Annotated in this window: 25 protein-coding genes; 8 read left to right on the forward strand and 17 right to left on the reverse strand. The window is 40.2% G+C overall.

Annotation, left to right across the window (positions count from 1 at the left end; all coding sequences use genetic code 11):
* Positions 1-360 precede the first annotated feature (360 nt).
* Positions 361-2,208 carry a cation:proton antiporter gene (locus DC53_RS07620; protein ID WP_007375945.1) on the forward strand — a complete coding sequence of 616 codons (1,848 nt, stop codon included), beginning with the start codon at positions 361-363 and terminating at the stop codon, positions 2,206-2,208.
* Positions 2,209-2,277: 69 nt separating this feature from the next.
* On the opposite strand, the gene DC53_RS07615 is transcribed toward DC53_RS07620, so the two are convergent.
* The 15 genes from DC53_RS07615 to cutA form a co-directional block, all read right to left on the reverse strand.
* On the reverse strand, positions 2,278-2,916 hold the full coding sequence (locus DC53_RS07615) for a tetratricopeptide repeat protein (protein WP_007375944.1): 639 nt from the start codon (positions 2,914-2,916) through the stop codon (positions 2,278-2,280).
* A gap of 112 nt (positions 2,917-3,028) precedes the next feature.
* On the reverse strand, positions 3,029-4,342 hold the full coding sequence (locus DC53_RS07610) for an adenylosuccinate synthase (RefSeq protein ID WP_007375943.1): 1,314 nt from the start codon (positions 4,340-4,342) through the stop codon (positions 3,029-3,031).
* A gap of 214 nt (positions 4,343-4,556) precedes the next feature.
* On the reverse strand, positions 4,557-5,435 hold the full coding sequence (hflC, locus tag DC53_RS07605; protein WP_007375942.1) for a protease modulator HflC: 879 nt from the start codon (positions 5,433-5,435) through the stop codon (positions 4,557-4,559).
* Positions 5,436-5,440: 5 nt separating this feature from the next.
* A complete protein-coding gene (gene hflK / locus DC53_RS07600) occupies positions 5,441-6,610 on the reverse strand; it encodes an FtsH protease activity modulator HflK (RefSeq protein ID WP_007375941.1) in 1,170 nt (389 codons plus the stop codon).
* A 100-nt stretch (positions 6,611-6,710) separates the two neighbouring features.
* Positions 6,711-8,000: a ribosome rescue GTPase HflX gene (gene hflX / locus DC53_RS07595; protein ID WP_008138837.1), complete on the reverse strand. Its 1,290-nt coding sequence runs from the start codon at positions 7,998-8,000 to the stop codon at positions 6,711-6,713.
* A gap of 15 nt (positions 8,001-8,015) precedes the next feature.
* Positions 8,016-8,279 carry an RNA chaperone Hfq gene (gene hfq / locus DC53_RS07590; RefSeq protein ID WP_007375939.1) on the reverse strand — a complete coding sequence of 88 codons (264 nt, stop codon included), beginning with the start codon at positions 8,277-8,279 and terminating at the stop codon, positions 8,016-8,018.
* An 81-nt stretch (positions 8,280-8,360) separates the two neighbouring features.
* A complete protein-coding gene (gene miaA / locus DC53_RS07585) occupies positions 8,361-9,278 on the reverse strand; it encodes a tRNA (adenosine(37)-N6)-dimethylallyltransferase MiaA (protein ID WP_007375938.1) in 918 nt (305 codons plus the stop codon).
* Positions 9,279-9,288: 10 nt separating this feature from the next.
* On the reverse strand, positions 9,289-11,142 hold the full coding sequence (gene mutL / locus DC53_RS07580) for a DNA mismatch repair endonuclease MutL (protein WP_033030466.1): 1,854 nt from the start codon (positions 11,140-11,142) through the stop codon (positions 9,289-9,291).
* Between the two features lie 36 nt (positions 11,143-11,178).
* Entirely contained in the window at positions 11,179-12,522 is a 1,344-nt protein-coding gene (locus DC53_RS07575) for an N-acetylmuramoyl-L-alanine amidase (protein WP_033030468.1), read from the reverse strand.
* A 24-nt stretch (positions 12,523-12,546) separates the two neighbouring features.
* Positions 12,547-13,017 (reverse strand): tRNA (adenosine(37)-N6)-threonylcarbamoyltransferase complex ATPase subunit type 1 TsaE, encoded by a 471-nt coding sequence (tsaE, locus tag DC53_RS07570; protein WP_033030470.1) that lies wholly within the window; start codon positions 13,015-13,017, stop codon positions 12,547-12,549.
* A 126-nt stretch (positions 13,018-13,143) separates the two neighbouring features.
* Positions 13,144-14,484, reverse strand: coding sequence for an acetyl-CoA carboxylase biotin carboxylase subunit (gene accC, locus DC53_RS07565; protein ID WP_007375934.1), 1,341 nt, complete (start codon positions 14,482-14,484; stop codon positions 13,144-13,146).
* Positions 14,485-14,510: 26 nt separating this feature from the next.
* On the reverse strand, positions 14,511-14,969 hold the full coding sequence (gene accB / locus DC53_RS07560) for an acetyl-CoA carboxylase biotin carboxyl carrier protein (RefSeq protein ID WP_007375933.1): 459 nt from the start codon (positions 14,967-14,969) through the stop codon (positions 14,511-14,513).
* 38 nt (positions 14,970-15,007) lie between these two features.
* Positions 15,008-15,460 (reverse strand): type II 3-dehydroquinate dehydratase, encoded by a 453-nt coding sequence (gene aroQ, locus DC53_RS07555; protein WP_007375932.1) that lies wholly within the window; start codon positions 15,458-15,460, stop codon positions 15,008-15,010.
* Positions 15,461-15,688: 228 nt separating this feature from the next.
* On the reverse strand, positions 15,689-17,518 hold the full coding sequence (locus DC53_RS07550) for a protein-disulfide reductase DsbD (protein ID WP_033030476.1): 1,830 nt from the start codon (positions 17,516-17,518) through the stop codon (positions 15,689-15,691).
* On the reverse strand, positions 17,518-17,838 hold the full coding sequence (gene cutA, locus DC53_RS07545; RefSeq protein WP_008138826.1) for a divalent-cation tolerance protein CutA: 321 nt from the start codon (positions 17,836-17,838) through the stop codon (positions 17,518-17,520). Before cutA ends, DC53_RS07550 begins: the two co-directional genes overlap by 1 nt.
* A gap of 178 nt (positions 17,839-18,016) precedes the next feature.
* On the opposite strand from cutA, the gene DC53_RS07540 reads away from it, so the two are divergent.
* From DC53_RS07540 to DC53_RS07510, 7 genes are all read left to right on the forward strand, one after another.
* On the forward strand, positions 18,017-18,493 hold the full coding sequence (locus tag DC53_RS07540; protein ID WP_008138824.1) for an FxsA family protein: 477 nt from the start codon (positions 18,017-18,019) through the stop codon (positions 18,491-18,493).
* Positions 18,494-18,603: 110 nt separating this feature from the next.
* Entirely contained in the window at positions 18,604-18,891 is a 288-nt protein-coding gene (locus tag DC53_RS07535; RefSeq protein WP_007580032.1) for a co-chaperone GroES, read from the forward strand.
* 48 nt (positions 18,892-18,939) lie between these two features.
* Positions 18,940-20,589 carry a chaperonin GroEL gene (gene groL / locus DC53_RS07530; RefSeq protein WP_033030478.1) on the forward strand — a complete coding sequence of 550 codons (1,650 nt, stop codon included), beginning with the start codon at positions 18,940-18,942 and terminating at the stop codon, positions 20,587-20,589.
* Between the two features lie 193 nt (positions 20,590-20,782).
* A complete protein-coding gene (rnk, locus tag DC53_RS07525) occupies positions 20,783-21,196 on the forward strand; it encodes a nucleoside diphosphate kinase regulator (RefSeq protein WP_033030482.1) in 414 nt (137 codons plus the stop codon).
* 256 nt (positions 21,197-21,452) lie between these two features.
* Positions 21,453-21,626: a hypothetical protein gene (locus DC53_RS22410; protein ID WP_188085180.1), complete on the forward strand. Its 174-nt coding sequence runs from the start codon at positions 21,453-21,455 to the stop codon at positions 21,624-21,626.
* Between the two features lie 92 nt (positions 21,627-21,718).
* Positions 21,719-22,153: a VOC family protein gene (locus DC53_RS07515; RefSeq protein ID WP_033030486.1), complete on the forward strand. Its 435-nt coding sequence runs from the start codon at positions 21,719-21,721 to the stop codon at positions 22,151-22,153.
* A 6-nt stretch (positions 22,154-22,159) separates the two neighbouring features.
* Positions 22,160-22,597, forward strand: a complete 438-nt coding sequence (locus DC53_RS07510; RefSeq protein WP_033030491.1) for a hypothetical protein — start codon at positions 22,160-22,162, stop codon at positions 22,595-22,597.
* Positions 22,598-22,610: 13 nt separating this feature from the next.
* Here DC53_RS07510 and DC53_RS07505 read toward each other — a convergent pair whose 3' ends face one another.
* Positions 22,611-24,086 carry an NAD(P)H-hydrate dehydratase gene (locus DC53_RS07505; protein WP_033030493.1) on the reverse strand — a complete coding sequence of 492 codons (1,476 nt, stop codon included), beginning with the start codon at positions 24,084-24,086 and terminating at the stop codon, positions 22,611-22,613.
* A 498-nt stretch (positions 24,087-24,584) separates the two neighbouring features.
* Positions 24,585-24,675, reverse strand: a 91-nt coding sequence (locus DC53_RS21700; protein WP_500687473.1) for an EF-Tu C-terminal domain-related protein, incomplete at its 5' end; no start/stop codon positions are given.

The raw sequence follows: 24,675 nt of genomic DNA on the forward strand, positions 1-24,675 counted from the left end.
AATGACCGTAGTATTAACGCTCAACTATTTCAACCAACAATCTTAATTAGATAACTAATAATTCGAACTCGAAGTATAATACGCTAAATTACACAGTAAGATCAAGGCTAAAATTCAAACAGAGCTATTACACATTAATAATAAAATATATATTTTCATTATAAATCAACAAGATAATAGTAGTTAATGTGCTTTTATAAAGTCTTTGCATCCAAGAACCAAAATTAAAGATCACTAATCTTTTATTAGCAGCTAAAATTGATTAGTAATATTTGAATTTCCCGTGTATACCCCTGTATTAATAATTAACAAAAGTTATACTTTTAAAATATATCGTCATAAATAAGGAATTCTTAATCTATGTCAGCAATTTATATAGCCGGTATCGCACTTTGCTCTGTACTTGCCCAGTGGGTCGCGTGGGCATTTAGAGTACCCGCTATTCTTTTTTTATTGCTTACTGGTCTTTTACTTGGGCCATTTAGTGGTGTTTTAGACCCTGATGCATTGTTAGGTGATTTACTGTTTCCAGTTGTATCACTAAGCGTTGCAATCATTTTATTTGAAGGTTCTCTTACTCTGCATTTCAGAGAATTAAAAGGGATTGGAAAAGTTGTAAGAAACCTTTGCTCAATCGGCATGCTTACTACCTGTATTATTATTAGCCTAAGCGCCTATTGGTTACTTGAGCTTAATTGGCGTGTAGCTGCAGTCTTAGGTGCAGTGTTAGTTGTAACAGGCCCTACTGTGATAGCACCGCTATTAAACTCAATGCGCCCAACACAAGACATTGACCGCATACTACGCTGGGAAGGTATTGTAATAGACCCAATCGGCGCATTGTTTGCTGTATTAGTATTTGAAGCCGTAATGCTTGTAGGCCAAGGCGAAGTATTTAGCCACACTATTATTGCTTTAGTTAAAACCCTCGGCGTTGGTTTAAGTATTGGTGTTGCTGCAGGCTGGCTAACAACACTATTAATGCGCCGCGAATGGCTACCATTTGAATTACATAAGTTTGGAATTTTAGCGTTAGTACTCATTAGTTTTTCTGTATCAAACTATTTAAGCCATGAATCGGGTCTTTTAGCTGTGACAGTATTTGGTATTTGGCTTGCTAACCAAGACGATTTAGAAATAGATTCTGTACTGGAGTTCAAAGAAGACTTGTCGATGATATTAATATCAACGCTGTTTATTTTACTTGCAGCACGCTTACAGCTCTCTGATTTAATGATGCTCGACAGCGATGTATTTATATTTTTAGCCATCGTACTTTTTGTTGCACGCCCATTATGTATTGCTATTTCGACCTTTGGTACTGACCTACCAATGAAGTCTCGCTTGGTACTTGCTTGGATAGCTCCACGCGGTATAGTCGCCGCTGCCGTTGGATCGGTATTTGCGCTTAGTATGATGGAGTCTGGTGTTGCTGATGCTGAAAAAATGGTACCTCTTATATTTACAGTAATTATAATTACCGTTGTACTACAGAGCTTAACTGCGATTCCTGTTGCTAAACTTTTAGGTGTACGCCAACCGTCGCCTAATACGATTTTGATTATTGGTGCAAACCATGTTGCACGTGCCATTGGCCGAGGCTTAAAAGATCAAAATATTCCTGTTCATTTATCAGACCCAGCATGGGAAAACTGTAGAATGGCACGTATGGATGGCTTAGCGTGTTATTACGGTAACCCGCAATCGGAGCACGCCGAACGCTATTTACCACTAACTACTATTCGCAGTGTACTAGCACTCTCACCTAATCGTCATCACAACGCGTTGGGCGTCCAATATTTTTCTCACTTACTTAATGAGAAAAATGTATTCTCATTGCGCTCTTCAACGTCGCACGCAAAAGCAAATAAAGACAGCGCAACGTTTTTATCACGACAAATACTTTTTGGTGACGAAGGGTCATATGCACGCTTAAGCAGCATTATAGCTAAAGGTGGTAAAGTTAGTTCAACACGTATTTCTGATGAATTTAGCTGGGAGCAATATCTAGAAATGAACCCTGAGGCTATACCACTGTTTATTCTCATTGGTGATAAAGACAGTGATGAGGATACACCAATTAAGCTCAGACCGTTTACAATCAACATGGAAAAACCGCCGCAAGAAGGCGAACGCGTTGTTGCATTACAGCCGCCTAAAATGTCAGTTTTAAAAGACCCGCAAACAAAGGCTAAAGAAGACAGTTAAATACTTTTACAGTCTGTAAAAACTAAAAAACCCTAACTTAAAAAGTTAGGGTTTTGTTTTTTAAAGCCATTAAATAGGAAGACGAGCTCGAGCAACCACACTTGCTGGCATTTTTTCAGCTAATTGAGTAAGTGATTGTTCAATTTTTTGATGGGTTGCTTTATCTGCTACCATAGAGTTAAACAACCATCGATACGCATCTTCAAAGTCTCGTGGACTACCAAAGCCATCATTAAATAATTTAACCAAGCGCAACTGAGCTTTTAAATTGCCTTGCGATGAAGCTTCACGTAAATACGTAATTGCCATCGCTTTATCTTGTTGCACTAATCGGCCAGTGTCGTAGTAACGTCCTAGTTGCTCTAATGCTGCCGCTAAGCCCTGCTGAGCAGCTTTACGCATATAATACACACCTAACTCTACATTTCGATCAACGCATACGTTATAAGCCAGCATATCGCCATATAAAAACTGATAAGACGGTAACGCCATTTTATTGGCTCGTGCTTCTATATCTTGCACTAACTGGCAATCATCAGCCTTTACGCGCTGTAAATGGACATTTTTATTTATCAATGCAATCAACTCAGGCTCAGTGTACAACGGCACAGCAGCAGATGTTTCCTCAGCTAAGCTATTGCCACTTATGAGTAAAGAGAGTGATGTTAGCGATATTGCCAACATTGAATTACAAAATAATAAACGCATATTCGCCACATATAAAAATGATATCTACAAAATACTATACAAAGATCGTTCCAAAGTGAATTTTAGGCACAAAAAAAGCTGCACTAGGCAGCTTTTTTTAATCTAATAGTAATTACGCAAACGGGTTGCGAAGTACCATAGTCTCTACACGATCAGGACCTGTAGAAATAATATCAATTGGAACACCCGTAATTTCTTCAATACGCTTGATGTAGTCAATTGCAGCTTTTGGTAAACCGTCAAGACTTGTTACACCAACTGTGTTCTCTGACCAACCTGGCATCTCTTCGTATACTGGTGTTACTTTATCGTAACCTTCAGCTGCTAATGGCGTTACGTTAGTAACTGTACCATCTTCGAGCTTGTAACCAATACAGATTTTAAGTGTTTCTAAACCATCTAAAACGTCAAGCTTAGTTAAACAAAAACCTGAAATACTGTTGATTTGAACTGCACGGCGCATAGCCACTGCATCTAACCAACCAGTACGACGAAGTCGACCTGTTGTTGCGCCAAACTCATGGCCTTTATCGCCTAAATGCTTACCAACTGGATCTTGTTTATCAAGACCATCGTAAAGCTCTGTAGGGAAAGGACCTGAACCAACACGTGTCGTGTACGCTTTAATAATACCTAGAACGTAATCAAGGTTTAATGGACCAAAACCTGCACCCGTCGCAACGCCACCAGCGGTAGTATTTGAAGACGTTACATAAGGGTAAGTACCGTGATCGATATCAAGTAACGTACCTTGTGCACCTTCAAATAAAATGTTTTCGCCTGCTAAACGCGTTTGATCTAAAAGCTCAGTTACATCTACAACCATTGCTTTTAAGATATCAGCAACAGCCATTGCATCATCAAACGTTTTTTGGAAATCTACAGCATCTACTTTGTAGTAGTTAACTAAAGTGAAGTTATGGTATTCAAGAACTTCTTTTAATTTAGTTGCAAATAATTCCGGATTAAACAAGTCACCTACACGTAAACCACGGCGCGCCACTTTATCTTCGTACGCTGGACCGATACCACGACCGGTAGTTCCAATTGGCTTATCGCCACGAGCAGTTTCGCGGGCTACATCTAATGCAACATGGAAAGGCAAGATTAGTGGACATGCTTCGCTTATTAAAAGACGCTCGCGTACTGGTACGCCGCGCTCTTCAAGCATGCCAATTTCTCTCATTAGCGCTTCTGGTGATAAAACTACACCATTACCAATCACACATTTAACATTGTCACGTAATACACCCGATGGAATAAGGTGTAGAACCGTCTTTTCACCTTCGATAACTAAAGTATGACCCGCATTGTGGCCACCTTGATAACGAACTACTAAAGATGCTTTGTCCGTAAGGAGGTCAACTACCTTACCCTTACCTTCGTCACCCCATTGGGTGCCTAATACAACAACGTTTTTACCCATTGTAAATTCACTTAGAGAAAATTAGGACGAGATTTTACCAGAAAACTAAAGTAAAGATCACCCCTGTTCAGCTTATTTTTTCCGCGTAGTTTTTTTTAAACCTAAACGATAGCTAATAACCACATAAATAACAGTAATTTAAACTATTAAATACCCATTAACAAAAAGCCCCGCAAATGCGAGGCTTTTAACTTTTAAATACTTAATGTAAAGCTTATTGAGCTTTAGCACCTTTCATATATTGGAAGAAGTCGCTATCTGGTGAAAGCACCATAACGTCTTGCTTATTTTTAAAAGTCTTTTTATATGCTTCTAGCGAGCGTACAAAACTAAAGAACTCAGGGTCTTTATTATATGCATTTGCATAAATCCCAGCAGCGTCTGCATCACCTTGACCACGTACAGAACGAGAATTACGCTCTGCATCAGCAAGCATAACCGTTACACGGCGATCGACACCGGCACGAATAGTTTCTGCTTTTTCTTGACCTTCAGAACGATGCTCTTTTGCAACGGCAGTACGCTCAGCGCGCATACGTTGATAAATAGAGCTACTGACTTCTTGAGGTAAGTTGATTTGCTTAACACGCACATCAAGTACTTCAATACCTAACTCGCGTGCACTTTCAGAAGCTTGTACTAACGCCTCTTCCATTAACTCGCTACGCTCACCTGATACAATTTCGCGAATAGTTCGCGTACCAAAGTTAGTACGCAAGCCATTATTTACTTTTTGTTCAAGTAACGTTTCAGCATATTGCTTATCGCCACGAGCACGTAAGTAAAAAGTGCTAAAATCGTTTACACGCCATTTTACAAATGAATCAACAATTAAGTCTTTCTTTTCACTTGTAACAAAGCGGTCTGGCGTACCATCTAATGTTTGAATACGCGCATCAATACGTCGTACTTGGCTAAAAAACGGTACTTTAAAGTGTAAACCAGGGCTGTAAACAACAGCACTGTCTTCACTGTCTTTTTGTACTTTGCTAAATAGCAAAACAATTGCTTTTTGCCCTTCAGGTACAACAAAGACTGACGAGAAAGACATCACAATGGCAGCTAATAGTATTACTAAACTAAAGTTTTTCATTATGCTTATCTCCCTTCATTAAAGCGATCATTGTTAAAGCGGTCATTACCACCATTAACAGTGCTATTGCGTGATGTATTCACTTTATTACGTAAATCTTGAATATCACTTGAGCTTGGTAGAGCAACACGTGTTGCTGTGCCTTGCTTATCCATGATCTTATCAAGCGGTAAATAAATCATGTTATTACCACCTTTCACATCAACCAATACTTTAGAACTACTCCCTAACACTTCTTCCATTGCATCAATGTATAAGCGCTCACGAGTAACTTCTTTAGCTGCTTGATATTCAGGTAATAACTTTTCAAACCGAGCCACTTCACCCTGTGCTTCTAAAGTTATACGCTCTTGGTAACCTTCAGCTTCCTGCGTCATACGTGTTACTTGACCACGTGCACGAGGCTCAATTTCACGGGCGTAGGCCTCTGCTTCACGAATGAAACGTTCTTCATCTTCTTGTGCAGCAATTGCATCATCAAATGCATCTTTAACTTCAGTTGGCGGACGAGAATCTTTAAAGTTAACGTCAGTTACAATTAAACCCAAGTTATATGGTTCGATAATCTTATTAAGCTCATCCCATGTATTTTGACGAACAACCTCACGGCCATTAGTCAAAACTTGGTCCATTTTGGCATGGCCCACAACATAGCGCAGTGCACTATCTAAAGCTTCTTCTAAACTGCTATCAGCATTAGTTACACTAAATTTGTAAAGGTATGGGTCAATAACTCGGTATTGCACCTGAAACTCAACGCTTACTACATTTTCGTCTTCAGTTAACATAAAGCCAGTAGCTGATAGTGAACGAACTGCTTCAATATCGACTGGGATCACTGTTTCAATAAACGTCATTTTCCAACGCAGACCTGGATCTGCAATTCGGTCATATTTGCCAAATTGAAGAACCACACCACGCTCGGCTTCTTTTACCGTGTAAATACCACTTAACGCCCATACAATAACAGCGATAATAAGTATAAATGAAATACCGGCTCCGCCAAGTCCACCACCGCTACCATTGCCGGATTTTTTCCCGCCAAATAAGCCGCCGAACTTGTTACTAAATTTACGGAACACCTCGTCTAAATCAGGTGGGCCTTGATCACGTCCGCCTTTATTATTCCACGGATCTTTGTCATTGCCATTATTACCCGGTTCATTCCAGGCCATAGCTATACTCCATTGTTATCTAAATAAATTAGGAAATTGTGTTAAATCTAACAAATCTACCGCGTTTCTCATACAAAAACCGACATTTAAACGTCAATTTTTAATTACGGCTGATAAAACCAGCAATTTCAGGACCAAATTCTTTAATTAAACGATTCCACTCAACCATAGGCATTCTAACATCTAACAGCCAATTACCTTGATCATCAAATCGCTCTTCATGCACTGCATTTAAACTAAATAATGCAGCCCTTAGGCGACCATACAATGGCGTAAGAAATAAGGTTTCGTTAAACATTTTCTTAGCAAGTAACTCACTAATGGCCTCACTAAGTAATTCACAGCCTTCACCAGTCTGGGCGCTAAGCCACACCCTTATAGGTTGTCCTTCGTCATCGCGATCAATACGGGGAGCTACGTTATCTAGCGCATCAATTTTATTATAAATTAATAGCTGTGGTACTTCATCGGCTTCAATTTCTTTAAGCACCGATTGTACTTGTTCAATATTTTCTTGAAGACGAGAGTCTGCTGCGTCAATTACATGTAGCTGTAAATCAGCTTCACGAGTTTCAGTAAGCGTTGCTTTAAAAGCCGCGACTAAGTCATGCGGTAAATGACGAATAAAACCAACCGTATCCGCTAAAATAACGGGGCCAACATCACCTAATTCAAGCTTGCGTAAAGTTGGATCAAGCGTTGCAAACAACTGATCGGCCGCATATACGTCTGAGTGTGTAATACGATTAAATAACGTAGATTTACCCGCATTCGTGTAACCCACTAACGATACAGTAGGTATTTCATTACGTGTACGAGCTCGCCTACCTTGTTCGCGCTGTACAGCTACTTTAGCCAAACGCGCACGAATATTTTGAATACGAGCACGAAGTAATCGTCTGTCGGTTTCAAGTTGGGTTTCACCTGGCCCACGCAAGCCAATCCCGCCTTTTTGACGTTCAAGATGGGTCCAGCCTCGAATTAATCGAGTTGACATATGGCGAAGTTGTGCCAATTCAACCTGCAGCTTACCTTCATGGGTACGTGCACGTTGGGCAAAAATATCAAGAATTAGCGTCGTTCTATCAAGTACACGACACTCACAAACGCGTTCTAAGTTACGCTCTTGTGACGGTCTGAGTTGATGATTAAAAATAACGACATCTGCATTGTGGATTTTGACAATTTCAGCTATTTCTTCTGCTTTACCGGTACCGACGAATAGTTTCGGATGTGGTGCTTGACGGCTGCCTTGCACAACCGCCAAACTACTAACACCAGCAGAGGATACCAACATTTCTAATTCATGAAGATCTTCACGATCTCCTTCTTTAGGTAAGTCGATATGAACTAAAATTGCCTGTTCGCCGGATTCATAGCGGTCAAACAAGCATTACGCTCCTAATTAAAAGTTTCCAGCTTCTGGCTCTTCAGTGCTCTCATCCCCTTGAACACCTTGGAAGTTGACTGCGCGAGCAGGTACAACTGTTGAAATTGCGTGTTTATACACCATTTGGTTTACAGTGTTTTCAAGTAAAATAACAAATTGGTCAAATGACTGAATTTTACCTTGTAATTTTATGCCATTTACCAAAAAGATTGATACTGGAATGCGCTCACGACGTAGTGCATTCAAAAATGGGTCTTGTAACGATTGGCCTTTTGCCATGTTATTATTCCTTCGTTCTAGGTGTTATTATAATTAAGTGGCTGAACTTATTTAACAAAGCTAAATTTTGTTCAACTACTACTAGCTTAGCGAACTTACTACACGATGCAAGTTTTCTTCATCACCTGTTGTTAACCAAGTAACATCAGGCCAGCTTCTCAACCAAGTTAATTGACGTTTGGCCAATTGACGTGTAGCAGCGATGCCGCGAAAAACCATTTCATCATGGTCTATCTCACCCGCAAGGTAATCCCACATTTGTCTATAACCTACACAACGAATAGAAGGCATATTGGGGTGTAAATCCTTACGTAGATATAGGGTCGAAACTTCATTTTCAAACCCCTGATCAATCATTATTTTAAACCTTTCTTCAATTCGCGCATGTAATTCACTGCGTTCTTGCGGTGCAATCGCAAATTGATGAAAAGTATAAGGTAAAGGTGGCTGTTTTTGCTTTTGCAACTCAGTCATGGTTTTACCAGTTAATCGGTAAACTTCTAAAGCGCGATTAATTCTTTGTGAATCATTTTCACTCATTTTTTCAGCTGCTTTAGGGTCAACTTTAGCTAATTCTTTATATAAATGAGGCCAGCCAAATTCTTTAGCTTGTGCTTCTAATTCTGCTCTTATTACTGCATCTGCTTCAGGCAAAGGCGATAAACCATCAATTAAAGATTTGAAGTACAACATTGTACCCCCAACCAATACAGGCACTTTACCTTGTCTATGGAATTCGTCAATTTTTTGCACTGCATCGCGCCTAAAATCTGCAACTGAATACGTTTCACTCGGGTCAAGTAGATCAATTAAATGATGTGGAGCTTTAACAAGTTCTTCTGCATCGGGTTTTGCAGTTCCAATGTTCATATCTTTATACACTAACGCTGAATCAACGCTGATTATTTCTGTATTTAAATGCTCGCACAGTGAGATAGCCAATGCTGTTTTACCAGCAGCAGTTGGACCCATTAAAAATATAACTGGTAAATTACTCAACACTGATACCTTAATCTAATTGCGTTAAATAGTGATTTAACTCTATTTTAACTGCTTTTTCGCGTAAGCGTTCAATAGTTTGCGGATTATTTTGTAAGCGTATTTGTTGCGCTAAAAATACATTGCTCAAATAAAATCGAGTTGGTACACATTTCATCTGCCACGCTAACCAGTTCTCTATATTTTCGAGTCCCGCTTTACATGCATCAAGCAGCTCACCTATTGCTGTACTTACATCAAGTAAATATAAACACGCTGGTAATTTTTTAACCATTACAAACTGTTTTTCTATTACGAGTTCAAAACCAAGTAATGTAAACCACGATTGCTGAGCCTTTATAAGCAAGCAATCTTCTTTGTCTAGGCTTACCCGCACAGGTAACAAAAGGGCTTTCCCTTCTAAACTTCCGAACTCTTTAATTTGATTATGCCAATCATCAACTAATGCATATTTAAAATGTGAGCAATACAATTGCTGCTCTTCACTAAAGACACACACTCCTTCATTAACACTAATGATAGAAACCATCTGTAAAGTATTATGCGTTTGTGCTGGCTCTAACGGCTGTTGTACAGCAGGTATGTTTACTGTATTGTCAAAATGCGCAGCGTGTTGCTCACTCACTCCTTGATAAAACGCATTTACGTCATGATGGCTCGTACTTGGTGCTGCACGGTATGCACCGCCAACACTTCTAGTACCTGAGGACGAACTTGAGCTACCAGCACTTCCAGAGTAAGAGGGCTGTAATTGCGATTTAGGGTAATCAAATACTCCATCGCTCTCTATATTATTACCGCTACTATGTGTTGGGCTTGTGAACACAGAAGAAAATTCAGTTTCAGTGCTTACTGACTCGCTAACAAACTCACCTTGCAAAGGTACTACAACTTGCTTAATAGCTTGCAATATAAAATCATGAATTAATCGCCCTTGATGAAAACGCACTTCATGCTTAGCAGGGTGAACATTTACATCGACCTGTCGTGGGTCAATATCAATATAAATAACAAACCCAGGTAGCTCTTGCGTCCCACTCACCTCTTCAAACGCTTGGCGTATCGCATGTAAAATAAGCTTATCGCGCATCATGCGATTATTCACATAAGAGTACTGAGTAGTATTCGCTGAGCCTACAGGCAGCACCCAACCATGCAACTGTAAACCGCCTTCTCCTGATTGAATATGCAAACCTTGCTCGGCAAAGGCCTTGCCTGCAACTTGTGCTACGCGTGTTATAGCCTGAGAGGGATCAGTTTTGGCACGATACTGCCTTACTACTTTTTCGTTGTGAGTTAGTGTAATAGAGACATCGAAGCGACTAAGCGCAATACGCTTTATCAACTCATCAATATGGCTGAATTCAGTTTTTTCGGTGCGTAAAAATTTACGACGTGCTGGGGTGTTAAAAAATAAATCTTTTACTTCAATGGTTGTGCCATCGGGGTGCGCTACTGGCTTTACTTGCACGGCCATGTCGCGGCCTTCTGCAAAAGCTTGCCAAGCTGCTTCTTGCTCTTTTGGTTTTGAGCTCAGCGTTAAACGCGACACAGAGCTAATTGACGCAAGTGCTTCCCCTCTAAAACCAAGTGAGCAAATGTTTTCAAGGTCATCAAGTGATTTTAATTTACTTGTTGCGTGGCGAGAAAGCGCGAGCGTTAGCTCATCTTTACTTATCCCAGCGCCATTATCACGAATACGAATAAGCTTATGGCCGCCGCGCTCTATATCTATTTGAATACGGTTAGCACCAGCATCTAAACTATTTTCGACTAGCTCTTTTACTACCGACGCTGGACGCTCGACCACTTCGCCTGCAGCTATTTGGTTGGCTAAACGCGCGGGTAATATTTCAATATTCATGGAACTTCCTAGCAAACATTGCGCTGATAATAATGACTAACTTTGCGGTATATCAAGCTCTTGCCCAATAAATAAAGTATTAGAGCTTAGTTTATTAACTTGCTTTAATTTACTGACCGTAATGCCATAACGACTTGCCAACATACTCAAAGACTCTCCAGGGCGTACTTTATGTTTTGTTGGGTATTGCGACTTTAATTTGGCAAATAAAGAATCATCAGGTGGATTTTTTAAATAATAATTTTTAATTGAAGTAAATATCGCTTTAGCTAAACGCTCTTGATGATTAGCGCTTTTAAGTAATTTTTCTTCTCGCGGGTTAGATATAAACCCCGTTTCTACCAAAATAGATGGAATGTCTGGTGACTTAAGTACAGCAAGGCTCGCGTGTTGCGGATCTTTTTTATGCAGTTTGGCAACTTTACGCAACTCTTTAACCACCTCGTCGGCTACACTTAAGCCAGTTTTCATCGAGTGGTCCATCGACATATCAAGCAATGCTTGTGCTAGATATTTTTCATTAGCGGCATCTTTCATTACATCAGCAGCACCACCTAAAAGCTCAGAGTGCTTTTCTTTATCTTCTATCCATTTACCTATTTCTGAATTAGCACGCCTTAATGATAACACCCAAACAGAGGCACCATTTGGTCCTGGGCTTGTAAATGCATCTGCATGAATAGAAACAAAAAAATCGGCCTTTTTTTCACGCGCTCGATTAGTACGCGTATTGAGTTTTACAAAATAATCACCGCTTCGTACCATACGTGAAATCATACCGCGCTCACCGTCGATCATACGCTCTAATCGCTTTGCTATTTGCAATGTGACTGTTTTTTCGTACGTGCCTGATGGACCTATGGAGCCAGGATCTTCGCCGCCATGGCCTGCATCAATTGCAATAACAATGTCGCGTTCTTGACTTAATTGGCGATTTTTAGCCGCTGTTTGTGCAGGTGATACAACAGTTTTTGCTTGGCTCTTATTATATAAATCAACAACGAGTCTATTTTTATAAGGACCAGTAGGTGCTAAAGCAAACACAACAGGTTTTACTGGTGCGTTTAATTCAAACACTAACCGTACACTGTACTTATTTTTAGGCTTTGAGTAGCGTAGCTTGCTCACTATTTGATGTTTTGGTGGTACACCTGGCAGTATTTTTAACTCGCTAGTATTTTCTAAATCGACCACTAAGCGGCTAGGGCTTTTTAGCATAAAATAACTAAAGTCGGGCTTGTCATTTAAATCAAACACCACACGCGTACTGTCTGGTGATGGCCATACACGTACGCTATTAATCGTATTTTTCGCCCACAGCGGCAGGCTTATGGTAATAACCATAAGGTAAATAAAGAGTTTAACTGCACCTCGACTCATTTGATAATTACTGCCTTCACTATTTTATTGTTTTTTATTTAGTTTTTCGACAATTGCTACACCGCGATCACTCGCACTATTAATAACAATTTTACGTTCGTTACCCACATAGCTTAGGGTAATATCTAAATCAGGCACAGGAATAAATTCGCCACCTTTTTCAGGCCATTCAACAACACAAATTGCATTTGCTGAAAAATAATCGCGTATTCCCATGTATTCGAGTTCTTCAGGGTCGCCTAAACGGTATAAATCAAAATGATAAACATTTGCTCGTTCAAGCTCATAAGGTTCTACTAACGTATATGTGGGGCTTTTAACCTTACCAGCATGGCCAAAGCCTTGCACTACGCCACGGGTAAACGTGGTTTTACCAGCACCTAAATCGCCATGTAAATAAATCACCGCACCTTGCTCTATAATAGCTGCAACTTGGTTCCCCATAGTAACGGTTGCCACTTCATCATTTAGGTGTGATTCAAAACTACGCGTCATTACTACCTCAAAAATTTACTTAAAAGCGCATGTTTGCCAATCATACCAGAATATTTATTTAAGGCGATAAATTGCAGTTTCAGGCATAAAAAAACCGGCCTAAGCCGGTTTTTTAAAACGCTAGAATTATAACCCTAATTTCTTCTCAAGATAGTGGATGTTAGTGCCACCATTTTGGAAGTTTTCATCTGCAAGTATTCTCTTATGCAAAGGAGTATTAGTTTTAATTCCGTCAATTACTAGCTCGTTAAGTGCATTGCGCGCGCGGGCAATAGCTACGTCACGGTTTTCACCGTAAGTAATTAACTTACCAATCATTGAATCGTAATGCGGTGGAACCGTGTAGTCAGCGTAAATATGGCTGTCCCAACGAATACCTAAACCACCCGCTGGATGGAAACGGGTAATTTTACCCGGTGACGGGATAAACGTTTCAGGATCTTCAGCATTAATACGACACTCAATAGCATGACCACGAATAACAACGTCGTCTTGAGTGAATGATAATGGCTGACCCGCTGCAATTTTTAACTGCTCTTTCACTAAATCGATACCAGTAACCATTTCAGTTACAGGGTGTTCAACCTGAATACGTGTATTCATTTCGATGAAGTAAAACTCGCCGTTTTCGTATAAAAACTCAAACGTACCTGCACCGCGGTATCCAATTTCGATACATGCACGTGTACAGCGCTCGCCAATGAATTTACGCGTTTCAGCAGTAATTCCTGGTGCTGGCGCTTCTTCAACTACTTTTTGGTGACGACGTTGCATAGAACAATCACGTTCACCTAAATGTACTGCATTACCTTGGCCGTCTGCTAATACTTGAACTTCGATATGGCGTGGGTTTTCAAGGAATTTTTCCATGTAAACCATGCTATTACCAAAGAATTGCTTAGCTTCTTGCTGTGTTAATGCAATTGAATCAATAAGTTCAGCTTCGCTGCGAACAACACGCATACCACGACCACCACCGCCACCAGCAGCTTTGATGATTACCGGGTAACCGATACGCTTAGCGATTTGCATGTTGCGTTCTTTATCATCTGATACTGGGCCGTCAGAGCCGGGAACACATGGAACGCCTGCTTTACGCATTGCTGCGATAGCAGACACTTTATCACCCATAAGACGAATAGTGTCGCCACGAGGGCCAATAAATACAAAACCACTTTGCTCAACTTGGTCGGCAAAATCAGCATTTTCTGCAAGGAAACCGTAACCAGGATGAATCGCTACAGCGTCAGTTATTTCAGCCGCAGCAATAATGCGCGGAATATCTAAATAACTTTCAGTTGCTGAAGGTCTACCAATACAGATGGTTTCATCTGCAAGCAATACATGCTTAAGATCGCGATCTGCCGTTGAATGCACAGCAACCGTTTTGATCCCAAGCTCTTTGCAGGCGCGCAATATACGAAGTGCAATTTCACCTCGGTTTGCAATGACTACTTTATCTAACATTAGAGTTGGCCTTTTAGGTTACGCTATTATTCAATGATGAATAGGGGTTGATCAAATTCTATTGGCTCGCCATTTTCAGCTAAGATAGCTCTTACTGTACCGGCTTTATCTGATTCAATTTGGTTCATCATTTTCATAGCTTCGATAATACAAAGTGTATCGCCAACTTTAACTTGCTGACCTACTTCTACATATGCTGGCGCTTCAGGGGACGCAGCTGAGTAAAAAGAACCAACCATTGGTGATTTAACTTGATGACCCATAGGCTCAGCTGGTGCTGCTGCTTCAACAGCTACAGGAGCCGCTGCAACTGGTGCTGCTGGCGCTGGTGCATATTGCTGTGGAGCAAATTGCGGGTAACCTGGGCCTGCGCTCATATTGTTACGGTTAATACGTACTGATTCTTCACCTTCAGTGATTTCTAGCTCAGCAATACCTGATTCTTCTACTAATTCGATAAGCTTCTTTATCTTGCGAATATCCATTACACGACCCGCCTGTTAGTTTGTGTGTTAATTTAAAATTAAATTGCGTTTTGCAACCGGTTAACTGCTGCATTTAATGCTGCGTGATAACCCATTGCACCTAATCCACATATCACGCCTTGTGCCACATCAGAAAAATACGAATGATGACGAAAGGCTTCACGTGCGTGCACGTTACTTAAGTGCACCTCAAAAAACGGAATATCAACACTTAACAGTGCATCACGTAATGCGACGCTAGTATGCGTAAATGCAGCTGGGTTGATAATTATGTAATCAACCGCTTGCCAAGCATCGTGAATTCGTTCGATGAGTACTTGCTCACTATTACTTTGAAAATGCGTTAACTTAACATCTAGACTATCAGCAGCACTGGTTAGTTCGTTCATAATCTCACTGAGCGTCTGAAAACCGTATTTGTCCGGTTCACGTTTGCCAAGCATGTTTAAATTTGGACCATTTATAACTAAAAGGTTAAATTTTGCAGCCATAATACGCGATATATCCTATAAGTAATGAGTTAAGCGGTTACTAACTAATTTCTCACTTTTAAGTAAGTAAAAAAAGCAATGTAGCAACAATTTCTCACGTTAACCAACTATTATAGTGATTTCGACGTAAATAGCAGCAAAATACTGGTCTTATCAGTGTGATGGGTACAGGTATCAGAAGAATAAAGAAGGTGCCACTTAATCAGTATAGGTGGCACTATTGCACTATTATTGTGCGCTGGCGCGCACTATAGCTAGGTGTTTAGCAAAATCATCAGCGTTTAAAAAGCCAGTCACTCGTTGCATACTAAGCTCTTGCCCTTGAGTATTAAAAAACAAAATACTAGGTAAACCAAACACGGTGTACTCTTCCATTAGCTCAATTGTTTTATTGTCACTGTTAGTTAAATCAACTTGAATTAGCTGGTAATGGCTAAATTCACTTTGCACTTTGGCATCTGGAAACGTGTAATGCTCAAACTCTTTACACGCCACACACCAGTCAGCATATAAGTCGACCATAACCATTCGACCTTCGTCGTTTGCTTGTGCAACTGCTTCTTTTAGTTCAGCTAAATCAGCCACCTTTTTAAACTCATTACTTTGCGAGCTTACTTGCACCGCTTGTACCGGCCAAAAGTAGTTTTTTGTTAACGTAAAGCCTGTAATAACTAATAGCGTTGCAGCAAACCACAATGCAGTTTTTAACTTGCTTTGTGTTTGGCTACTTTGCCAATGATGTAGGTAAAGTGCCGTTGCTAATGCAAGCACACCTGCCATTAATAATATAATGTCTGCGCTGATTAGTCGCTCAAGTAATATAAGCGGCACTATTAACATTACAAAACCAAATAAGGTTTTAACTTGCTCCATCCAACCACCCGCTTTAGGTAGTAATTTACCGCCAGATGTACCAAGTAATAAAAGTGGTAATCCCATACCTAAACTGAGCACGTACAGCGTTAAACCACCTACTAGGTAATCGCCACTTTGCGCTACAAATAATAGTGCAGCCGACAGTGGCGCAGTAGTACAAGGTGATGCAATTAACCCCGAAAGCACGCCCATTAAAAATACGCCAACGTAGTTGCCGCCTTTTTGATTATTACTTACTTGGGTTAGCTTGCTCATCATACTGCTTGGCAGTTTTATTTCGTACCAGCCAAACATCGACATAGCCAATAATACAAACAATAAACTAAAGCTGATTAACACCAATGGATGCTGTAAATATCCCTGCACTTGCCCACCAAGAGCAGCAACAACTAAACCAAGCGCTGCATAGGTAACTGCCATGCCTTGTATATATACAAACGATAACGCGAAGGCTTTTTTAGTTGAAAGGTTTTGCTGACCCGCAATTAAGCTCGACAAAATAGGGAACATAGGGAATACGCACGGCGTAAAAGCAAGGCCAACACCAACGACAAAAAATATGAGTAAATTAGTTATTAAGCTCTGACTTGCTAATTGCTCAGTAAAAGTAAGTTCTTTTTCGGTGTTACCAGAATTTGTTGTAGGTTCAGTGGCAGGCTCATTGAGTGCTGCAAATGTACTTTGCGCTGTTGCGGCTTCACCAGAAGCGCTATTTCGATCTACATTCTTAATCTGTGCGCCACTAATTACACTAAGTGGAATGCTAATCACTTCTGGCGGATAACAAAGCCCTGCTTTAGCACAGCCTTGGTAACGCACTTTAACTACGGCACCGTCGGTAACATTACTTAATTTGCTTATTACACTTACAGCGTTAAAAAAGACTTCTGTTTTACCAAAAAACTCATCTTCAATAATTTCGCCTGTACCCAAGTCACCCACTTGAATGTTTGCGCCTTTGGCAATAATTTCTATTTTCTTTTTATATAAATAATAGTCTGGCGCTATATCCCAACCTACAAACAAGGTGCTGCCTTGCTGATCAAAGTCAAACATAAACGCTTGGTCTACAGGTAAAAAAGTCTGTTGAGGAGGCCCAAGTAGATCATCAAGCACATTATTAGTTGTAGCCTTTACAGGCGCAGTTAATAGCGTTACCAATAATAAAAAGAAAAAACGCATTAATTCAGTACCTCATCCATCCAATTAAAATATGCTAAGTTTCCAGTTGCAACATCAATAACTTGTATCTCTGGAACTTCATAACTATGCATTGCTTTTATTGTTACAAACACATCGTTCATTTTGTCTGATTTCGTTTTTATAAGTAGTTTAGTTTCAGTCGCTTCAGCCACTTCGCCTTCCCACATATAAATAGATTCCACATTGGGTAAAATATTTACACAAGCAGCAAGCTTTTGCTCAACTAATGCCCTTGCAAGTATACGTGCTTCGTCTTCGTCTTTGCAGATCGTGAAAATCAGTTTAAATTGCGTAGTCATTGTGAACCTTTACTTATTTAACAGTGTCTAGCTTCATAGTATCTGATAGCCGATACAATGTGTAGACGCTTAAATATCAGTAAAATGACGATACCTATGCCCTAACCTTGAAAAGAGACCTCGTCACCCTCATTTATATTTCATCAACTCTTTTGAGTGTCATTATTTAGAGAGCGTTATGTTTAGATTTTTATTTGTGTTGTTTATCATCGTGCCTATTATCGAAATCGCCTTACTAATTCAAGTAAGCGACGTAATTGGTGGGTTTGCAACAATCGCACTTGTTGTTATTACTGCTATTTTAGGTGCCAAAATGGTTAAACAACAAGGTATGAGTGCACTACAAAATGTGCAAACGCAAATGGCACAAGGGCAAATGCCAGCTAAAGAATTATTTACCGGAATATGTGTGGTCATTGCAGGTGTATTACTACTTACTCCTGGCATTATGACTGACGTATTTGGGCTACTATTATTAACCCCTGCCATTCGTAACAAATTGGCAGCAGGCCTTGCTAGCCAAGCAACTGTTAGAATGAGCGCAGGCATGCAACAAGGGCCATCACCGTTTGCTCAACAACCACATTCACCGCGTGAACAGCAGCAAATGGACCAGCCGACCACTATTGATGGTGAATATGAGCGAAAAGATTAAAAATTTATCGTTTTTTCTCTTGGAATTTTTCACTCTACCCCCATTAATGAATGCAAATTAGAAAAGCTTTTTTCTGTACTGTTCAGAAACTGTTAGGAGAACTAAAAAACATGAACATTCGTCCTTTACAAGATCGCGTAATCGTTAAACGTCTAGAAGAAGAAACAAAATCTGCTGGCGGTATTGTATTAACTGGCTCTGCAGCTGAAAAATCAACTCGCGGAGAAGTTGTAGCCGTAGGTAATGGTCGCGTTTTAGAAAACGGTGACGTGAGAGCGTTAGAAGTTAAAGCCGGTGACACTGTGTTATTTGGCTCATATGTTGAAAAAGTTGAAAAGATCGAAGGTCAAGAGTACCTGATCATGCGTGAAGATAATATTTTAGGCATTGTAGGCTAAACCTACTTTTCGTTTATAAACATTTAAGAATTTAGAGGAATTTAAAACATGGCAGCAAAAGAAGTACTTTTTGCAGGTGACGCACGCGCTAAAATGCTAACTGGCGTAAACATCCTGGCAAACGCAGTAAAAGTTACATTAGGTCCTAAAGGCCGTAACGTTGTACTAGATAAATCATTTGGCTCTCCAGTTATCACTAAAGATGGTGTATCTGTAGCAAAAGAAATCGAACTTGAAGACAAGTTTGAGAACATGGGCGCACAAATGGTTAAAGAAGTTGCATCTAAAGCAAATGATGCAGCCGGCGATGGTACAACTACCGCTACAGTACTTGCACAGTCTATTGTTAATGAAGGCCTTAAAGCTGTTGCAGCAGGCATGAATCCAATGGATCTTAAGCGCGGCATCGACAAAGCAGTTATTGCTGCTGTTGCAGAGCTTAAAGCGTTATCTGTTCCTTGTTCTGATACTAAAGCAATTGCACAAGTAGGTACTATTTCAGCTAACTCTGATCAAGAGATTGGTAATATCATTGCTCAAGCAATGGAAAAAGTAGGCCGCAACAGTGGTGTTATTACTGTAGAAGAAGGTCAATCACTTGAAAACGAACTAGATGTTGTTGAAGGCATGCAGTTTGACCGTGGTTACTTATCTCCTTACTTTATCAACAGCCCAGAAAAAGGCACTGTTGAACTAGATAACCCATTTATTCTACTTGTAGATAAAAAAATATCTAACATCCGTGAATTATTGCCAACATTAGAAGCGGTTGCTAAAGCAAGTAAACCACTACTAATCATTGCAGAAGACCTTGAAGGCGAAGCACTAGCTACATTAGTAGTTAATAACATGCGCGGTATTGTTAAAGTATCAGCTGTTAAAGCACCTGGCTTTGGCGATCGTCGTAAAGCAATGCTACAAGATATCGCTGTATTAACTGGCGGTACTGTTATTTCTGAAGAAATCGGCTTAGAGCTTGAAAAAGCAACAGTTGAAGACCTAGGTACAGCTAAGCGCGTAATTATCACTAAAGATGATACAACAATCATTGATGGTGCTGGTGAAGAAGCGGGTATTAGCGGTCGTGTTTCACAAATTAAAGCACAAATCGAAGAAGCAACATCAGACTACGATAAAGAGAAACTACAAGAGCGCATGGCTAAACTAGCTGGCGGTGTTGCAGTAATCAAAGTAGGTGCTGCTACTGAAATCGAAATGAAAGAGAAAAAAGACCGCGTTGAAGATGCATTAAATGCAACTCGTGCAGCGGTTGAAGAAGGCGTAGTACCTGGCGGCGGTGTTGCACTAGTACGTGCTGCTAGCAAGCTAGTTGATTTAGTTGGCGACAACGAAGATCAAAACCACGGTATTAAAGTTGCACTTCGTGCGATGGAAGCGCCACTTCGTCAAATCGTAACAAACGCAGGCGACGAAGCATCAGTTGTAATTAACGCAGTTAAAGGCGGCGATGGTAACTACGGTTACAACGCAGCAACGGGCGAATACAACGACATGATTGAAATGGGTATCCTAGATCCAACTAAAGTAACACGCTCTGCACTACAGTTTGCAGGGTCTATTGCGGGTCTAATGATCACTACTGAAGCAATGGTAGCTGAAATCCCTAAAGACGAATCTGCTGGTGCACCTGATATGGGTGGCATGGGCGGAATGGGTGGTATGGGCGGAATGATGTGATCATCCCCTAAACACCTAGCTCAAATAAAAACCCAGCTTCGGCTGGGTTTTTAGCTATTGGGCACAAATAAAGTAAAAGCCACAGGTGTGGCTAATTAATAAAATGACTTCGCGTATCCCTTTGCTTCTTAAATGCATGCCAAGCCATACTCAGAGTTAATTTTATTTATTAAAAATTATTAAGGATATTAAGATGAATAAAAAACCTGAACTAATCATCTCATCACTCGATGCAGATAGATTGTATGACTTAATGGAATCATTGCCTGCAGGTAGCTTTGCTAATAAAGAAGAATTGGAAGCTGAACTGGCACGAGCGACAATAGTCGAACCTAAAGATATGCCATCGTCAGTTGTAACAATGAACTCAACTGTAAACTTTATTGTTGAGTCTTCTAAAGAAGAATTTACGTTAACCTTAGTGTACCCAATAAACAGTGACTCTAACGGCGATAAAATATCGATATTATCACCTGTAGGTAGCGCATTACTTGGACTAAACCAAGGCGACGAAATTGAGTGGCCTAAACCGAGTGGCGGCTTAATAAAGGTAAAAATAAAAGAAGTAACCTATCAACCAGAACGTGCTGGCGAATTACACAGATAAACATTTTATGCACTTAGCGCTAAAACTCGACTTAAAGTAAACCCAGCCTCGGCTGGGCTTAACTTTTTATTATAAAGCAGATTGATATTGTTTAATTTATACCCATACCTAAGTTACGTATAACTAAGAATTATATTAAATGGATTTATTAAATAATAACGAAATATTCATCTTCTTTGTTTTTGTTGCTCTTGTGACTGGGTTATTTTCATTCGTAGTTTGGGCTATGCTCAAAATGGTCACGTGGGGTAAAAGTATGTCTAAGGGGGCTTATTTATTTTTAGCATTCTTTCCGCTTATTTCTATTATTCCTATCCCACCACCTACATACGAAAATGTACAAAAAGCAAAACAAGAACAAAGAAAACGCAAAGAAGACTCAGGTGATCCACCCGATGATGAAGATGATGAAGACGAACTTACAAGTTAGTTAAAATTACACTCTACGAGCATATACCCTGCGTAGTCGCTAACTAATATGATAAAAAGTACATTTATTTAATAGTACGGAGTAAACCAAACATGACTAACGTTCAACAGCATATAAGCGGCATTGCATTAGTTGTTAAGGACTACGACGATGCCATTGAGTTTTATACTCAAAAGCTCAACTTTGAGTTAGTCGAGGATACTGATTTAGGAGATGGTAAACGCTGGGTATTAATTTCACCTCCAAATTCAAACGGGGCTTGTTCAAACAGAGCTAATTCGAGCAGGACTAATCTACTGCTTGCTAAAGCCACAACGCCCGAACAAATTAGCGCTATTGGTAATCAAACGGGTGGTCGCGTGTTTTTATTTTTGCATACTAATGATTTCTGGCGAGATTATAATTTAATGCTTTCTAAAGGCGTTACATTTAACGAAGAGCCTAGAGTAGAACCCTATGGCACCGTAGTGGTTTTTGAAGACCTATATGGTACAAAATGGGATTTATTACAGCTTAATAATCAGTGAGATAAAATGCTGTTAAATATAAAAGCAAAATTTTTATTAAGCGCAGGAATTATTGCATCTGCAGCGGCTGTATGGCATTTACTTTGTATATGGGGTGGCACTAGTTGGTTTATATTTGCTCGCGCTCCAATACAAATAATAGAATCATCACAGCAAGGTACGCTCCTTGCGCCTTTAGGCAGTATTGCAATAGCTGGACTTATGTTTGCCTGTACTGCATTTGCCTTATCAGCAATTGGTTTAGTGCGTAACATAGTACTTACTAGAACCGCTTTAATTGTTATTGCAACCTTGTGTATCATACGAAGCTTAATAATTATTCCTGCATTAATACAAGCCGATACGTGGAATATTATAGCCAGCAGTGTTTGGCTTTATGTAGGTGTATGCTTTTTAATGGGTGCAATCACGTTCCACAATTTAAAGCCGAACACTGATAGTTGAGTGACGCTTTAACTCACGTCACTTTATTAACTAACTCTCTTACAATTGGGAATAAATCACTGGGTAGCATGCCCCTTTGTCCATCTCGCTCACTTGCTATATCACCGGCTTTAGCGTGCAGTGTTACGCCATAGCGTGCTGCTTCATCAATAGTTAAACCTTGAGCAAGTAATGCCCCAATAATACCAGTGAGTACATCGCCACTGCCGCCAACTGCCAGTGCTGGGTTGCCATCTTCACACACCCACGTGTGCTGGGCATTATCTATTAATGTTCCAGCGCCTTTTAATACACAAGTCGCGTTATAGCGCTTGGCGCAAAGGCGGGCATAATTAAAGCGGTCTGATTCTATGTCGCTGGTACTAACACTTAGCAGTCGCGAAGCTTCGCCTGGATGTGGCGTAAGTACGCATTGCTCTAACATATACGATGAGGCTTGCTTAGCGAGTAAATTAAGGGCGTCTGCATCTATAACCAATGGCATTTTATTGTTTTGGCAATATTGCATTACTTCATCGAATGTTTGTTGTGCCCACTCGTCTTGCCCAAGCCCTGGGCCAATAACAACGCAGCTTGCCCACTCTAGCGCTTGATGTAAGTTATTACTGCTTACCATAAGCTCTGGTCTGCCAATACTAATAGGCGTTATTGAGCTTTCGTGTGTATACACCCTTACCATGCCAGCACCCGTTCTAAGGGCTGCTTCACTACTTAACCTAATTGCACCTGCAGTACCTTGATTGCCACCAACACATAAAAGTTTACCGTGGCTTCCTTTGTGACTATTGATTGCCCGCGTGGCTATTCCTTTATAGCTATTGATATTAACAAGGGTTCCTGAAGATTGAGCGACACAAGTAAACGCATCGCCAATTGCTAAATCATCAAATACTAACTTACCGCTATATTGTTTACCTGCTGTAGTTGTGAGTCCTTGCTTTATACCCACAAAAGTAACGGTTGAAGTCGCTTGTACTGCGCACCCTAAAGGCTGCCCTGTATTTGCTTCAATGCCTGATGGAATATCAATGCTTATTACGGGCTTACCACTGTTATTTACAGCGTTAATTATATTCGCAAAATTATCGCGCACGGCGTTATTAAGCCCAGTCCCAAGGAGCGCATCAATAACGATATCGCACTCATTAAGAGCATCTTTTGTAAAATGAGAAACCATCCCACCCGCTTCTATCCATAGCTGCTGCGCTTTTGCAGCATCACCTTTTAATGTTTTTTCGGGTTCAGCAGCACATACTGCTACCTTTTTACCTGATTGCATAATAAGCCTAGCTACAACGTAACCGTCTCCAGCATTGTTACCATGGCCAACAATGACTAATGTATGCTGTGTATCAAATAACTGCCATTGCTTATATACAGCCTCGCCTGCACGCTGCATTAGGGTAAATAAATCATAATGACTATTTTTAGCAGCTAAAGCTTCATTGTCTCTCACTTGCTCGGCGCTAAATAGAGTTTGGTTCAACATAAATATTCCCCTTAACTGGCTCTAATTTTACTTTATCAAGACTCAAACCTATCGGCTAGATTAGTAATTAATTTTTTGTATTTTATGTAGCTGTGTTAGGAGGTAAATATTTAAATAAAAGCCACTCTGGAGCAAAAGTAGGAATACCGCTTTTATATAACACTTTATTTTAGACATTAAAAAGCCCGAAACTAAGCTCGGGCTTTTTGGTAATAATTAGCTAGGCTAATAATTACGCTTTGAACGTTGCTACAAAGCACCTACGCCTAAGGCTAGAGCGCCACCATCATATGACACTTTTCTTCAGGCATTAAAAAAGGCCACCTAAGTGACCTTTTTATAACAATTAACTTTAAAGCTAATTATTACGCTTTGAACGTTGCTACAAAGTACCTACGCCTAAGGTAAGAGCGCCACCTTCATATGACACTTTTCTTCAGGCATTAAAAAAGGCCACCTGAGTGACCTTTTTATAACAATTAACTTTAAAGCTAATTATTACGCTACGATAGTTGCTACAACACCAGCACCTACAGTACGGCCACCTTCACGGATAGCAAAACGAAGACCTTCATCCATCGCGATTGGT

This window comes from Pseudoalteromonas fuliginea (assembly GCF_000690055.1).
GTDB classification, from domain to species: Bacteria; Pseudomonadota; Gammaproteobacteria; order Enterobacterales; family Alteromonadaceae; genus Pseudoalteromonas; species Pseudoalteromonas fuliginea.

Coding starts and splice junctions, on each gene's coding strand:
- DC53_RS07620 (WP_007375945.1), top strand. CDS start 361: ATGTCAGCAATTTATATAGCCGGTATCGCACTTTGCTCTGTACTTGCC.
- DC53_RS07615 (WP_007375944.1), bottom strand. CDS start 2,916: ATGCGTTTATTATTTTGTAATTCAATGTTGGCAATATCGCTAACATCA.
- DC53_RS07610 (WP_007375943.1), bottom strand. CDS start 4,342: ATGGGTAAAAACGTTGTTGTATTAGGCACCCAATGGGGTGACGAAGGT.
- hflC (WP_007375942.1), bottom strand. CDS start 5,435: ATGAAAAACTTTAGTTTAGTAATACTATTAGCTGCCATTGTGATGTCT.
- hflK (WP_007375941.1), bottom strand. CDS start 6,610: ATGGCCTGGAATGAACCGGGTAATAATGGCAATGACAAAGATCCGTGG.
- hfq (WP_007375939.1), bottom strand. CDS start 8,279: ATGGCAAAAGGCCAATCGTTACAAGACCCATTTTTGAATGCACTACGT.
- mutL (WP_033030466.1), bottom strand. CDS start 11,142: ATGAATATTGAAATATTACCCGCGCGTTTAGCCAACCAAATAGCTGCA.
- DC53_RS07575 (WP_033030468.1), bottom strand. CDS start 12,522: ATGAGTCGAGGTGCAGTTAAACTCTTTATTTACCTTATGGTTATTACC.
- tsaE (WP_033030470.1), bottom strand. CDS start 13,017: ATGACGCGTAGTTTTGAATCACACCTAAATGATGAAGTGGCAACCGTT.
- accC (WP_007375934.1), bottom strand. CDS start 14,484: ATGTTAGATAAAGTAGTCATTGCAAACCGAGGTGAAATTGCACTTCGT.
- accB (WP_007375933.1), bottom strand. CDS start 14,969: ATGGATATTCGCAAGATAAAGAAGCTTATCGAATTAGTAGAAGAATCA.
- aroQ (WP_007375932.1), bottom strand. CDS start 15,460: ATGGCTGCAAAATTTAACCTTTTAGTTATAAATGGTCCAAATTTAAAC.
- DC53_RS07550 (WP_033030476.1), bottom strand. CDS start 17,518: ATGCGTTTTTTCTTTTTATTATTGGTAACGCTATTAACTGCGCCTGTA.
- cutA (WP_008138826.1), bottom strand. CDS start 17,838: ATGACTACGCAATTTAAACTGATTTTCACGATCTGCAAAGACGAAGAC.
- DC53_RS07540 (WP_008138824.1), top strand. CDS start 18,017: ATGTTTAGATTTTTATTTGTGTTGTTTATCATCGTGCCTATTATCGAA.
- DC53_RS07535 (WP_007580032.1), top strand. CDS start 18,604: ATGAACATTCGTCCTTTACAAGATCGCGTAATCGTTAAACGTCTAGAA.
- groL (WP_033030478.1), top strand. CDS start 18,940: ATGGCAGCAAAAGAAGTACTTTTTGCAGGTGACGCACGCGCTAAAATG.
- rnk (WP_033030482.1), top strand. CDS start 20,783: ATGAATAAAAAACCTGAACTAATCATCTCATCACTCGATGCAGATAGA.
- DC53_RS22410 (WP_188085180.1), top strand. CDS start 21,453: ATGTCTAAGGGGGCTTATTTATTTTTAGCATTCTTTCCGCTTATTTCT.
- DC53_RS07515 (WP_033030486.1), top strand. CDS start 21,719: ATGACTAACGTTCAACAGCATATAAGCGGCATTGCATTAGTTGTTAAG.
- DC53_RS07510 (WP_033030491.1), top strand. CDS start 22,160: ATGCTGTTAAATATAAAAGCAAAATTTTTATTAAGCGCAGGAATTATT.
- DC53_RS07505 (WP_033030493.1), bottom strand. CDS start 24,086: ATGTTGAACCAAACTCTATTTAGCGCCGAGCAAGTGAGAGACAATGAA.